The sequence below is a fragment of the Corynebacterium sp. TUM25015 genome, from assembly GCF_056393505.1.
The window spans coordinates 631,361-644,845 of the sequence record NZ_CM150783.1 but is presented as its reverse complement, the minus strand read 5'-3'; the positions used below and the strand labels follow the sequence as shown (position 1 = coordinate 644,845).

The window sequence follows — 13,485 nt, the reverse complement described above, 5'->3', positions numbered from 1 at the left end:
GTGGATAACTGCAAACGGCGCCGACCTCATTGTGAACTTCACAGTTGAGGTGGGCGCCGCTATGCGCTAAAGGATTGATGCGCTATGGGTTTGGCTTAGCCACAGTGCAGGTCAGCCGACGGGTTGAATCGACTGCGCGGGCTGGCGTGACTGTGCCGGCTGTGCCGGCTGGGCTGGCTGTGCCGACGGTTTTGGCTGTGCCGGCTGGCGCTGCTCTGAGGGCTGGGTCGGCTGAGTAGCGCTGGAGTCCTCGTCGGAAGTCGCCTGGTCGAGCCAGTTGCCGGCGGCGGAAACCTCACTGATCGTCGCGGGCTTCGGAAGCGGCAGACCCGTAATCCAGATCAGCAGGCGATTGCCCTTTGCTGCGCTGACCTTGTCGGTATCGTACTTACCTTTTTCTCGATTGCTCTCTTCGTTTTCATTCTCGTTGCCATCGCCCTCCCCCGCTGCGGCAGATGCTCCGGTGTCGTTACCGTCTGCGCCACGGCTCGTATTACCCGCGCCCCAGTTGGAATCGCTGGCGCTGCCAGTACCGGCGAGGTTCACGGTCATGTCGGCAGAATCCGCCTTCACGGTCTTGAGCAGCTGAGTCTGATCCAGAGACGCCAACTTGCCGTTGCTGTCGGCGGTCGCCAATCGCAGTTCCATGGTGGTTCCGCGGGTCAGACCGCGCAGCTGAACCTGCGACAGGGCGGTACCCTCTGGCAGCGTCATAAGCAGTCCGATTCCAGGCTTAGTGGTGCCAGGCTCGCCTCCGAGCTGCACAGTTGCGGGGTTGGACTGCCAGAACGTCTCCGGATCTCCGTCGGTAATCAGGCGCGCCAAGTCCGGTCGATCCAGCGGCCAGTCCACATCGGCGGGGAGCCACTCGAGCGGCTTGCTCAAAGGGACATCCGCAGGATCCACGCCACGCACGGCCTGCGCACCCTGACGCAGCGAGTCGGTGGACAACGGCGAATCCTTGCGGTCGCCGCCGACGACACTGACCACTGCTGCGACCAAAGCAGCGATGATGACGACGGAGATGAAAGCGATAGCCGCCGCAGCAGCCATGCCGACCGGACGGTTGCCCTCGGCGCCGAAACCAGAACGAGCACTTGGATCCGGGGTTTGATCTTCCTGGATCGCCAGCTGACCCGACTTCAGGTCTCGCAGGCTCTTCGCAGCCTTGTGCAGATCCTCCGGTTCGACCTTCTCTCCATCGAATTCGTGGATCTTCTTGTAGATACGGGTGAGCTCCTCCGGTACTTGTTCATACGGGACATGCTCAAGCAGCAGTCGCAGTGCGACGGCCACGCCGTGGGCATCCTGTGCCGTGTCATCGTGGGGCAGAACACCCGGAAAGGCCAGGACGGCTGCTCCATCAGTGCCGATGCGCACACGATCGCGGTGATCCAAGCCCAACGCAGTGCCACTGGCCTCCGCCTGTGCGGCAGCATCTGCCAGAGAGGCTACGGCGAAAGCTGCGGCCAGCGGCTCCGGCTGGCTCTCCGCCACCTTCGTCAGAGGCGAGCCCTGTACCCAACTGGAAACGATGACGACCAGATTGCCGTAGTCGATGACACGATTGACCTGCGCCATGCCCGGCGCATCGAACTGCTTGAGTTTGGCCGAGCGACGCAGCATTTCGTCCTTTGCGTGGGCCACTGCCGGGCCGTTTACAGGCACGGATACTCCGGGTTCCACCTGCGAACGGGCAAAGGCCACCGGATCCATGATCGTGAGACCCACAATGTCGCCCGTCGCCAGTTCGCGCCCCTGCCAGAAGCGGGCGGCGGACCAGCCTCCGTGGTCGGCCAGCAGACGGTAGCGGCCTTCCAGCAGCGGCGCACCCGGCACCAGGCGTGGGCCGCGCACCCGGCCAGCTGCCAATGGTGGGAGCGCCACGCCCGCCATCATGTGGTCCAGAGCAATGGCCTCTCGGGCAGCCAGTTCTTGAGGCGAGAGACGACGGGGGCCAGCCTCGACGGTGGATTGTTCGTCGCTGGGGAGTGGGCGTCGAGAAGGAAGAACCCGGGACAACCCCGGAATGCGCGACAGAGCGCCCACCAGAGTTTGAATCTCTGGCAGTGGGGCGCGCACGAGGATCAACCCGGTAACACCGAGGAACAGCACACCAGCGATAAACAGGCGGACAACAAACCAGGGGTTAGCTAGTGTCTGGAATGCGTAGCGCGCCAGCACCACATCTACGCGCCAGGCGATCAGAGCACCGACCAGCGAGGATCCCAGCGCCCACAGCACCGTCATCGTCACCTTGCGGAACTGTAGATCACCTAGTGAACGCCGCAGCAGGCGATCGCCAATAATGGCACCGGCCATGAAGCCCAGGCCGTTGGCCGCACCCAGCAGCACCACGACCAAGCGGGGTTCGGTGGCGATCTGTGGGGCAATGTAGGCGAAGGCCAGCTTCGTTACGGTAATTCCGGCGATGATGAAGGTCGGCGTCCAGACTTCCTCGCGGGCATAGAACACGCGCAGGTGCAGCAAAACCAGTGCATAGGGAATCAAGGTGAACGCGGAGAAGCTGATGGTCCAGCCCAACACGTTCGCGTCATCCAGCGAGAACTCCTTATACGCAAAAAGCGCCGCGGAAATCAGCGTGCCGAAGCAAGTGAAGAACACGATGATCGGCACCATCGCCAGCATCGTTAGCTTCGAGGCGACAGTTAGGTCGCGCACCACAGCCTTGTCGTCGCCCTCCGCCGCATTGCGGGACAGGCGCGGCATCACAGCCGTAAGTAGCGTTACGCCGATCACGCCGTAGGGCATCTGCAGTAGCTGCCAGGCCTGCATGTAGATTGTCGGCGCGACCTCCCATGTATCGGAGGCGATGCGGTTGTTGAGCAGCCAGCCGACCTGGGAGATAGCCACGTACACGACGATGGCGATGGCCATGCCGCCGAAGGACTTCAGGCGCTCGTCGATACCCCACAGGGGGCGGAGGTTAATGCCGGCCTTGCGCAGGAAAGGCACCATGATCAGTGCCTGCATGACCACACCCGCAGTGGTGCCCAGGCCCAGCAGCAGGACGTGTGGATCCGTGATGGTCACATTGTCCGTCGGCTGCAGTTTCGTGTCCCGCGGCAGGAACATATACAGTCCCAGCACCGCGAGTGTGACCACGTTGTTCACCACAGGCGCCCACGCGCCGGGTTTGAACACTCCCTTGGTATTGAGGATCGCCATGAACACCGCGAACATCGCGTAGAACATGATCTGCGGCAGTACCAGGTAGGCAAATGCCGTGGACATGCCGACATTTACATGGCCCTCGGAATCCAGACTCATGCGCACCAGCAGTGGTGCACACGCCACGGAGACCAAGGTAATGACAACGGTCAGTGAGAACGTAAGCGTCAAAAGTCTTCGTATGAAGGCCTCGCCGCGATCCGCGTCCTCCTTCTCGGCGCGCACCAGCACTGGCACCACCAGCGAGGTCAACACGGCACCGAGAACCAGCTCGGTCACCAGGTTCGGCAGCGTGTTGGCGGTGTTGAACGCACTGGCCACCGCGCCACCCAGCGCCGAGGCAATGAATACCGTGCGCAGGAAGCCCGTGATGCGGCTAATCAGCGTTGCAATCGCCATAGAGCCGCCAGCGCGTACGATCTGCTCGTCACTTTGCTTATCGTTCTGATCGCTGGCCTGCCCGTTGCTGTGCCCGCTGCCCTGCTCACCACTTTCGTTGCCACCGTAGTTGCCGCTGTTGTCGTTACTGTGGTCGCTGCTGTGGTCGCCGCCGCTTGTGGCAGTGCGAAGGCTGGTTTCGCGCTCGGTCGTTGCACTCACCGTGCTGCCTGCGGCCGGGTTGCTATCGCCAACGGCTGCCGCATTGTGGGCACCGGATGCTTGGTCACCAACCATGGCAACATCGCCGTGGCCACTAGCGGAGGTCGGGTTTACCTCTGTGGAGCTTTGTGACGCCCCGTCTCCGCCCGCCGACACATCAGTCTTAGCGCGGTCTTTCTTCGGCGCTAGCGCCGGCGGCTGGGTTGCGCGGAAACGTCCACGTTGCCCAGCCGAGGGGCTAGCTGGTAGGTCTTCCCTCTCTTGCTCAGAAGTCACTACTCCATCTTTATGCACCAGCCGTATATTGCCTAACGGAGAAGTGGGCGTGTCTAGTTTTGTTCGCCCTCTACTGGGCGAGCAACGCGTTCCAGCGGCTTAGGGCTGAGATCTCCTCCGCCCCGTCCGCTGCGGCGATTCCACAAGAACTTGCCCGCCATGCCGATGCCCAGTAGGAGAATGCCGATGATCGCTACGCTACGCGTGGAAAGACCGGGGACGGACTGCACGCGCAGCTCCACAGGATCTGAAATGCGGGTGCCCTCCTGCAGATCCGCAGTTCCGTCCTGTTTCGTCGTCGCCAGCCATAAAGAGAGGTTGACCTGCTGGGATGTGTCCGCGATATCTGTGGTCAGCGACCAAGTGATGGAGCCCTTCGCCGGGATCATCGGCGAGGCCGTGGAATCCACATGAACGGTGACATCCGTGTTGGCGTCAGAACGATAATCAACCTCGGCCGTCACAGGCAGGGGCAGTCCGTTGCGCGCAACGACAAGCAACGGTGAGGAATCGGAGGTGCGGGTGAAGACGTTGCCTGGTGGCAGCAGAGAGATCGAACGGCGCAATTGCGTGGTGACCTGCTCCACACGACCTAGCTTGGTGCTGAGTTCCCCACGCTGCACTTCGGCATAGTGGCGTTCACGCTTGCGATAAGTGGTTACGCCACGCAGCAAATCGGCAAACAATGGGCTGGTGAAGCCCTCGCGGGTCAGCGCAATGGTGGAATCGTTCTGCATAAAGAGCGTTAGCTCCCGCAGCTTGCGGGTCGCATCCGTCAGGGTGTCGAGATATGGCGAAGAGTACTCGCCAGGGTCGGTGTATGGCACCGTCGTGGTGCCAGAAGCCACCCGGGCAATGTCGATACCCCGAGGTTGTACGGCCTCCGGCAGCGGCGCGGGACGAGCAGAGCTGTTCTCCAGATGCTGGCTGATCGTCTGTAGGAAGCCGGCAGCTTGGTTCTTATTGACGGACCATGCAGCGGGCGGGACGGCCATGGTGGGACGCCCGGAGTCGAGTTCCAGATCCAGCACAGCCTGAGCCGTGGCGAGGCGGGAAGCGGAACTGTCGTCGCTGAGGTTAAAGCGCAGCTCAGGGTTTGAATAAGCCGCAACTTCCGGGTGCTCACCCATTGCCTTGAGCACCGTGCCAAGATCCGCAGAATACGTCAGGGCGGTGGCGGTAGCAGAGGTACTCCCACTCTTGAGAGTCGCGCCGGGAAGATTAACCAGGCGCTGGTTCCATGCATTGTCCTCGGCGCTCGGCTGCTGGTGTTCGTTGGGCTGCTGGCCGGGCTGGCTGGACTGGTCGGGCTGGTTCGGGTCAGCCGCGGACGTTGCCTCCGGCGGCAACGCCGGGGACTCGACGTTGACGGTATTCTCCGCCACCAGCGCAGTGACATGCCCAGCAGATGGAATAGCCGGTTCGCCTTGCACGGTCTGCTCAAAGCGTCGCGATTCGTCGGACTCCACAGGCTCCGCGCCTTCCGGCGTCTTGCTGATGCCCGCCGCCAGAATCTTCTGCGCCTCCGGGGACACGTAGCCAGCATCGGGAATCACCACGTTCTGCGTCGGCACCACACCCAGGATTCGTTGGATTACCCCGGCACCCATGCCGAGCCCACGCACTCGGAGCCAGTCAGAATCGACCTGCTCCAAAGCGTTAATGTCAGCCCCCGCATAGGGCAATGCCACTGAGCAGTTTCCCTGCACGACTTCCCGCAGGTCAGTAATCCATTTCTTCGCATCTGCATTGCCGGGCATCTGCTGGGCGTTGATGTCTTTGCCGCCTAAAATCTCGTCCCAGGAGTCGCGCAGACGTTTCTGTTCCTCTACCGGGTCGGGTGTGCGCTCGCCCACAAAGTAACCCTCTGCCAGCCGGTTCACGGTATCCAGCAGCTCCGGATCGATCGCAATACACGTCGCTTGCTTGAGCTTCTTCGACTTCGCTTCACGGTAGGCATCCAGCAGGCCACGCAGTCTGCCGCCCTCGGCGACCTCCTTGGCCAGCACGTCCTTTGTGACAAACGCGGGCCGGCGCTTGGGCGCGTCACCCGTCTGTCCGGCCGCCATATACGTAGGCCCGGCCAGCGGATACACGACGGTCACCGGAGAGCTGGGCTGTTCCTCCGTTCTTTTTGACGCCCCCACGCTAAGAGTGGTGCGCGCCACCGCCAGGTATTGCACACCCCCTTCGTTGGCAGCTTCCGGGTTCGTATCCTGACCACTTAGGCTAAACAACAGGGGATAAGCGCCGGGTTCACGAAAAGCGTCTGCGGGAATGCTGAGCGGTTGAGCCGAGGAGGCGTCATCAGAATCAGCGGATCCAGCCTCTCCTGCAGCTTTTCCGACAGGCAACGAGATCTTGATTTCGCGAGTCTCGCCGGGGCTGAGGGTGCCTTCGAGTTGTAAAGGCTGGCTGCTGAGGGAGTATTCGCCCTGGTTAGCGAGCTGTGCGACGCGGACTTCGGCGGCGGTAGCAGCCGTGCGGTAGTACAGCGTGAGCGAGAGGTTGCTCAGGGCGTGCGAGCGGTCATTGCGGATGCGCAGGGTGTAGATCTGGTTGGCGGAGCTGCTGGGATTGCTCGACGCACTTGGGTTGGTTTGATCGGCTGGAGCGGTGTCGATACCTGTGATCTCCAGGTTCACGTCCTGTTGCGGGTCTGTCGCACGGGCCAGCGGATTGGCCCAGTAGGTATCGTCGCGAGCCTCGGGGTTCATCGGATCCGGGGCGGTGGTGGGTTGTGACCGGTTCGCGGAGTCCGCTCCTTGGGCTGCAGATTCGACGCCTTGGGCTGAGGTGTGGGTGGCGGGAGCCGAGGTGGCGTCAGAAATAGGGTTCGCAACTGCCGGGGCGACCGGGAGGGCGGAGAGTCCGCAGAGCGCGACAGAAACACCAAACGCCATGCAGGCATGGGGGAATCTAGACATTGCGCTCACCTTTTGCACGATTACATGCTTACTTAAGTACTTCTATTTAGTACTACTAGTTCTAGCAGTCCGACCTTGTCGATTCTTTAGCGTGGCGTGGCACGGCCAGCGTCGGCCTCTGCGCGGGCGAGATCGGCCAGGCTATCGAAAGCCTGCCGGGCAAGGCGACGCTCGTCAGCATACGCAAGGTGTTCGATAAGGCGGTTGACCGGCAACCAGCGAACCTCGGTGACCTCGGGATCCTCGTCATTGAGGTCACCATCGACATAGCGGAGCAGGTGGTGGTGGACGGTTTTGTGGATGCGGATGCCCTCAGACACGAACCAATAGTCGATGGTTCCAAGGTCTGCGATGACCTTGCCGGCGACGCCTGTTTCCTCCCACACTTCGCGTTCGGCGGTGGCGTGCTGGGATTCGTCCGGCTCAATGTGGCCCTTTGGCATGGACCACAGCAACCTGCCCCGGCGATCTAGACGGCCGATCAGAGCTACGTAAATCGAAGAAAAGTCGACGTCGCCGTTGGTCTGCACAGCTTCGGCCAGGCCAGAGAGCACGAGGCCGCCCGCGGAGGTTTCCACGGAAGTCGGCAGGTTGGAGTGCTCGTCGAAGGAATTAGGCCTTGAGCTGTGGCGGCGGTTGTTGGAGCCGGAGCCACGTCCGCGTCGCGACTGGTTTTTGCCTTTGCCCTTGTTTTTGTTTTTGCTGGGCTGGTTTCTGTTGGGCTGGCTGTTATTTGGCTGGTTGTTATTGGAGCCTTTGCCCTGGTTATTGCGGTTGTTTTGGCTTTGGCCGCCGCCGGAGCGCGACCTTCTTCTTGAACGGCGGCGCCGGCGGCGGGGCGTGCCGTTTCCGGTGCTGTCGTTTCCACTCATTCTGATAACGATAGCCGGTTAACTGCACAATGTGGAACTGAATATGTAACCAGCGATGGAGAGGTATCCGCAGGCTGGGTGGTCAACTGTGAGGCCAAATGTCGTTAGAACGGGAATCTGTTATTGACAACCAATGTCGACCTTGCATTAGTGCAGGTCAGAGAGTTGTGAATTTTTGGAGATCCGGATTCCGGCTTTCACATTCCTGATCTAGCGACATCTGGGACTGCTTTGGGACTGCTTTGGGGCTGTTGTGGGACTGCTTTGGGACTTGTGAGGTGTGGAAGCTAGGGGCTGGTTGGCTCCGTACCGCGGGCTAGTAGAATCTGGCAGCGTGACAAACCCCGCCCACTCCCCTTCCAGCAAGCGTCCTGTGCAGTCGGGTGCGCAGACCGGTTCAGCACAACAGGCACAGCCAGCACATCAGGCAAAGCTGACACACCGGACATACTCGACACACCCGGCACAACAGGAACAGCCAGCCGATACCGCAGCAAATCAGCGAACCATCGACGGCATGCTGCAGGAGGCCTTCACCTCCCTGCGCGCGCTCGACCGCGACCTGCTGCCACTTACGCAGGCCTTCAACGAGGCCGGGCATAGCCTCTATCTCGTCGGCGGGTCGGTGCGCGACGCCCTGCTGGGGCGCCTCTCCCACGACCTGGACTTCACTACCGACGCCCGGCCGCAGGCAATCGTCGATATCGTCACGCCGCTGGCAGAAACCGTGTGGGACACGGGTATTGAATACGGCACGGTATCTGCACTGGTCAAGGGCCAGATCCTAGAGATCACCACCTTCCGCGCCGACCAGTATGACGGCCAGTCCCGCAACCCCGAAGTATCCTTCGGCGACAGCCTCGACGGAGACCTCATCCGCCGGGACTTCCGTGCCAACGCCATCGCACTGGAGCTTTCCCCCGACGGCAACCACCAGCTCCGCGACCCCCTGAACGGACTCGAAGACCTGCAGGCCGGAGTGCTAGACACCCCGGACAGCCCAGAGATCAGTTTCAACGACGACCCACTGCGTATGCTCCGCGCATGCCGGTTCGTCTCGCAGCTGGAGTTCGGCGTCACCAAACGAGTACAGCAAGCGATGACGGCGATGAGCGAGCAGATAAACCGCATCACCGTCGAGCGTGTGGCTGTGGAACTGAACAAGCTGATGCTCGGGGCCGCGCCGTGGGTGGGTCTGGATCTAATGGTCGAGACTGGGCTGGCTGATCACGTGTTACCGGAACTGCCTGCATTGAAGCTCACGCAGGACGAGCACCGCCAGCACAAGGACGTCTACTGGCATTCGCTAAAGGTGCTGCGCAACGCCGTGAATCTGGAGGCGGAACGCGGCCTGGAGCCTTCGCTGGAACTGCGCATGGCGGCATTGCTGCATGATATTGGCAAGCCGGATACCAGGGCTTTTACCGAATCCGGGGCGGTGACCTTCCACCAACACGAGGTCGTTGGAGCGCGCATCACCCGACGTCGCCTGCGGAAGCTCAAGTACTCCAAGCAGCATGTTCAAGACATTGGACAGCTGGTGTTCCTGCACATGCGTTTCCACGGTTACGCAGATAACCAGGGCAAAGGCCAAAACCAGGACGCCCGCCGTGGCGCGGGCGAAAAGGATAACAACGAATCCACCTGGACCGACTCGGCGGTGCGCCGGTACGTCAACGACGCAGGCGAACTGCTGCCGCTGCTGCACTTGCTGGTCCGTGCGGACTGCACAACCCGAAACCAGCGGAAAGCCCAGAGGCTGCAGCGCACCTACGATAACTTGGAAAAGCGCATTGAACAGCTGCAGGAACAAGAGGACCTCGCCGCCGTCCGCCCCGACTTGGACGGCAACGAGATCATGCAGATCCTGAACCTCAAACCTGGCCCTGATGTGGGCAAGGCGTGGGCGTACCTGAAGGAGCTGCGGTTGGATCGCGGGCCGATGGATCATGACGACGCCGTCGCCGCACTGCAGGAATGGTGGGCTGCCCAGAATGACTGAGCGCACAATGACTGAGCGCAGAATGACTAAGCCCAGAAAGGCAGATCGCAGACGTGAACGCTGACCAGCAAGAACTGAACGCCAACCTGCCGTTCGACGTGCAACCCGGAGACGTTATCTTCCAATCCCCGGCCACCGTCGTGGATCCCGCAGGATACGTCGAATCTATCGACGCAACCGCCGAGGACCTGCAGAAATACATGTCCGTCTTCGGCAATGCGCCGGGGGTGCTGGCCGAACCGGGATTGCCTGGCGCGGATGCACTGCTGGTGTTGGAGGTCCAGGGCGACTCTGAAGATGCTGGCGGCACCATTGTGGCAGTCCAGTTAGGCCTCATGAGTAGCGAAGCCGCCGCCAATCACCTCCCCGCTCTCGCGGACAAGCTCACCAAGCCAAAGGTTTTCTTCATTGGCGGCAACAACGAACCTGTTGTGCTCGCGGTTGGCCTGCTAGATGTGGATCGTTTGGAACTTGACGCCACCACCGCCTCCGCCCCCACACGTTTCGGAAAGCGCGGCCAATTCCTGCTGGTCAGCACTGCCGAAGAAGCGCCGAGCGTGGATGAACAAGTCGCGGAGGTCGTTGGCCACGTGGACCCCTCCATGCTGCGGGGCTTAAGGCTTTTCCATAGCTATGTGCAGCTGGATCTGCAGGACTTGCGTAATTGGGTGGATGCCGGGCTCGTTGGTGTGCAGGCCGCAACCGCCGAGGATGTTTTCACGGAAAGACCTGCGGAGACGTGGCGTCAATTGATGAAGCAGCGCCCCTTCCCCGACAACCTGTTCGTGACATGGGCGAGCCACCCAGAGCGTAATTAAATGGGCGCAGACAACTCGCACCGTAGCGTGCACCGCCGCAACCCGCACCGCGACTGGCGCGCCGGGATCGCCGACGCCTGGCCGGTCGCCTTGGGCATGGTGCCGCTGGGTCTGGCCTTTGGCCTGCTGATTACGCAGGTCGGCTTTGCATGGTGGTGGACGCCGATTTTCTCATTCGTCATCTACGCGGGCTCGATGGAGTTCTTGGCTGTCTCACTGGTCACGGGCGGTGTGGGTCCGCTGAGCGCAGCGCTATACGGATTTTTGGTGAACTTTCGCCATGCCTTCTACGCTCTGAACTACCCCATAGCCCATGTGCGTGGGTGGTTGGCTAAGGCATATGGCATCTATGCACTGACGGACGAGACGTATGCGATCCTCGCAGCCCGGCGCGATGCGCGGTGGTCGACGGCTCGCGTGCTGGCAGTGCAGAGTCTGCTGCAGGTCGGCTGGGTCGGCGGTGGCCTGGTTGGAGCCTTGTTCGGAAGCGCTCTTCCCTTCGAGATCCAGGGCATGGAATTTGCGCTGATCGCCCTGTTCACGGTCTTGGTGATTGAAGCTTTCGTGAGCTTCAAGGATCTCTCCCTGCCGATTGTGGCCGTATTGTGTGGCGCCGTGGGCCTGCTGATCTCACCTGACAACATGCTGGTGATTGGCATGAGCCTGTACTTCCTCAGCCTCATCGTGCGTTTCGTGTGCCCGCCCTTGGATCGTGCTTTGCGGCTGAAGGTCGGCGCGGATAACGTCCTGTCCCGGGAGGTCGAGTAGATGGCTGAGCCCGTGCCTACTGTGCAATTGTTAGCCGTCGCTGGACTGCCCGAAGGGGTGCAGCTGGGACCCACCCTGGCGATCCTCGGTGCAATCTTCCTGGTGACCCTTGCCCTCCGCGGTCTGCCTTTCGCCGCCCTCCGTTTCTTCCGCGAGTCTGACCTCGTCACATGGCTTGGCCTGGCAATGCCCGTCGGCGTGATGACTCTCCTGGTCATCTACACCGTCTCCGGCCAGGCCAGCGCGCCGGGCGGACTGACGGCGGTCGGCATCGCCCTGGTTTTCACTGTCGCTTTGCATCTCTGGCGCCGTTCGACAACCTTGTCGATTCTTTTGGGCACGGTGCTGTATCTAGTCCTGGTTAACCTTGTTTTTTGACGCCCCCTCCCCCGTCGCCTGCCGCCCCAGCACCGTAGAATAGCGCCCATGCCGACCCCAGAATTTATCGTCGAACTGCGCAAGAAAATCGGCCACGATGAGCTGTGGCTGCCGGGTGTGACGGCCATTGTCATCCGTGACGTCCCGGAGGATGCACCAATATGGGCTGTGCCAGAGGTGCTGCTGGTCAAGCGCGCCGACGACGGGCAGTGGACGCCCGTGACTGGCATTGTTGATCCGCGTGAAGAGCCCCATCTTGCGGCGATCCGCGAGGTGAGGGAGGAAACCGGTCTAAATGTGCAGGTCGATGCGTTGCTGGGCGTGGGGCAAGTTGGGCCGATCGAGTATCCGAACGGGGATGTGACGAGTTATGTGGATACCACCGTGCGCTGCACGGTCATCCCCGACCCCGAGACCGGCGAGTTCAACGACGAACCAGTGGTTGGCGACGACGAGTCCACCCAGGTTGGCTGGTATTCGATCTCGCAAATGCCCCCGATGCAGCCGCGCTTCCGCCTGGTTGTGGCCGATGCGGTGGCGCAGATGAAGCACCCTGCCGGGTTCCGTCCGCGCATGGGATATGTAAAGCGGCTGCAGAAACCGGAATAGCTATGCCGTGAAGTTCTCCGCTTTACCAGGTGTGCGCGCCGACGGTTTGCCCTCCCTCTGGGAACCGCGTGGCATAGGAACTGGCGCGCATGGAGCAGATCACAAGCTGCACCTGGTGGAAGATCATCAGCGGCAGGATCATCATGCCAAGGCTTGCTCCCCCGAACATCACTGCCGCCATCGGTAGCCCGGAGGCCAGGGACTTCTTGGTGCCAGCGAACTGAATAGCTACCTGGTCTGCATAGTCGAAGCCCAACTTTCGGGAGGTGAAGCTGGTAATCCCGAGCATCACGTGAACCAGCGCGATGGAGCCCACTACCAAGCCAACGATGGTAAGCCAGCTGACGGAGCCCCACACGCCGGAGACAATGCCCTCCGAGAAGCTGACGTACACCACCAGGCCGATGGAAATCTGATCCACCTTTTTCGTCGCCTTTGACGCCGCAAACTTGTATACCCACCTGCGCAAGAGCTGGCCAATGGCAAAAGGCAGCAGCAGTTGCACGCCGATGTCCAGGAAAGTGCTGGCGTCAATATGAAAACCTTCCGAAGAAGACATCAGGAACAGCACCAGCAGCGGTGTGAATAGAACACCTAGCAGGCTAGAGACGCTCGCTGCGACGATCGAGGCGGCGACGTGGCCTCGCGCGATGCTGGTGAATGCGACTGAGGACTGCACCGTCGACGGCACCAGGGTACAGAATAGAATCCCCAGGTAGAGCTCATTTCCGACGATTCCCTTGAGCGGCATCATGGCTACGCCGATGAGTGGGAAGACCACGAAAGTGAACGCCATGATCAGCAGGTGAAGTCGCCAATGCAGCAGACCCTTGAGCGCTTCTTGTGGGGAAAGCCGTGCGCCATAGAGAAAGAATAGGAAGGCGATGGCAATCTTCGTCAAGATACTTGCGACATCCGCGGCCTCGCCGCGCACGGGCACAATCACCGCGGCCATGACCGCGATGACGATCAGGATAATGAGGAAGTCTGGCCGGTAATTGATGATGCGCTGCCACAGCGGAAGTTTTTCTGCCATGTGTCTC

At 61.3% G+C, this 13,485-nt stretch carries 9 protein-coding genes; 5 read left to right on the top strand and 4 right to left on the bottom strand.

What is annotated here, in order from left to right; translation table 11 throughout:
- Positions 1-111 precede the first annotated feature (111 nt).
- From AC06DS_RS02960 to AC06DS_RS02950, 3 genes are all read right to left on the bottom strand, one after another.
- Positions 112-3,867, bottom strand: a complete 3,756-nt coding sequence (locus AC06DS_RS02960; protein ID WP_477101170.1) for a murein biosynthesis integral membrane protein MurJ — start codon at positions 3,865-3,867, stop codon at positions 112-114.
- A gap of 254 nt (positions 3,868-4,121) precedes the next feature.
- Positions 4,122-6,995: a hypothetical protein gene (locus AC06DS_RS02955; RefSeq protein ID WP_477100952.1), complete on the bottom strand. Its 2,874-nt coding sequence runs from the start codon at positions 6,993-6,995 to the stop codon at positions 4,122-4,124.
- An 86-nt stretch (positions 6,996-7,081) separates the two neighbouring features.
- A complete protein-coding gene (locus AC06DS_RS02950; RefSeq protein ID WP_477100951.1) occupies positions 7,082-7,867 on the bottom strand; it encodes an NUDIX hydrolase in 786 nt (261 codons plus the stop codon).
- Between the two features lie 517 nt (positions 7,868-8,384).
- Between AC06DS_RS02950 and AC06DS_RS02945 the strand changes: the two genes are divergently transcribed.
- From AC06DS_RS02945 to AC06DS_RS02925, 5 genes are read left to right on the top strand one after another with little or no spacing between them, the layout of a single operon-like run.
- Positions 8,385-9,869, top strand: coding sequence for a CCA tRNA nucleotidyltransferase (locus AC06DS_RS02945; protein WP_477101169.1), 1,485 nt, complete (start codon positions 8,385-8,387; stop codon positions 9,867-9,869).
- Positions 9,870-9,922: 53 nt separating this feature from the next.
- Complete coding sequence (locus AC06DS_RS02940; protein WP_477100950.1) at positions 9,923-10,687, top strand: hypothetical protein; 765 nt, start codon at positions 9,923-9,925, stop codon at positions 10,685-10,687.
- Positions 10,688-11,455: an AzlC family ABC transporter permease gene (locus AC06DS_RS02935; protein WP_476728214.1), complete on the top strand. Its 768-nt coding sequence runs from the start codon at positions 10,688-10,690 to the stop codon at positions 11,453-11,455. It abuts the gene before it with no gap.
- Complete coding sequence (locus tag AC06DS_RS02930; protein ID WP_477100949.1) at positions 11,456-11,833, top strand: branched-chain amino acid transporter permease; 378 nt, start codon at positions 11,456-11,458, stop codon at positions 11,831-11,833.
- Positions 11,834-11,881: 48 nt separating this feature from the next.
- Positions 11,882-12,442, top strand: coding sequence for an NUDIX hydrolase (locus AC06DS_RS02925; protein ID WP_293792068.1), 561 nt, complete (start codon positions 11,882-11,884; stop codon positions 12,440-12,442).
- 22 nt (positions 12,443-12,464) lie between these two features.
- On the opposite strand, the gene AC06DS_RS02920 is transcribed toward AC06DS_RS02925, so the two are convergent.
- Positions 12,465-13,478 (bottom strand): bile acid:sodium symporter family protein, encoded by a 1,014-nt coding sequence (locus AC06DS_RS02920; RefSeq protein WP_477100948.1) that lies wholly within the window; start codon positions 13,476-13,478, stop codon positions 12,465-12,467.
- Between the last annotated feature and the right edge of the window lie 7 nt (positions 13,479-13,485).

What these genes read in the sequence shown, in the direction of transcription:
- AC06DS_RS02945 (WP_477101169.1), top strand. Translation starts at nt 8,385, where the DNA reads ATGCTGCAGGAGGCCTTCACCTCCCTGCGCGCGCTCGACCGCGACCTG.
- AC06DS_RS02950 (WP_477100951.1), bottom strand. Translation starts at nt 7,867, where the DNA reads ATGAGTGGAAACGACAGCACCGGAAACGGCACGCCCCGCCGCCGGCGC.
- AC06DS_RS02955 (WP_477100952.1), bottom strand. Translation starts at nt 6,995, where the DNA reads ATGTCTAGATTCCCCCATGCCTGCATGGCGTTTGGTGTTTCTGTCGCG.
- AC06DS_RS02960 (WP_477101170.1), bottom strand. Translation starts at nt 3,867, where the DNA reads ATGGTTGGTGACCAAGCATCCGGTGCCCACAATGCGGCAGCCGTTGGC.
- AC06DS_RS02925 (WP_293792068.1), top strand. Translation starts at nt 11,882, where the DNA reads ATGCCGACCCCAGAATTTATCGTCGAACTGCGCAAGAAAATCGGCCAC.
- AC06DS_RS02935 (WP_476728214.1), top strand. Translation starts at nt 10,688, where the DNA reads ATGGGCGCAGACAACTCGCACCGTAGCGTGCACCGCCGCAACCCGCAC.
- AC06DS_RS02920 (WP_477100948.1), bottom strand. Translation starts at nt 13,478, where the DNA reads ATGGCAGAAAAACTTCCGCTGTGGCAGCGCATCATCAATTACCGGCCA.
- AC06DS_RS02930 (WP_477100949.1), top strand. Translation starts at nt 11,456, where the DNA reads ATGGCTGAGCCCGTGCCTACTGTGCAATTGTTAGCCGTCGCTGGACTG.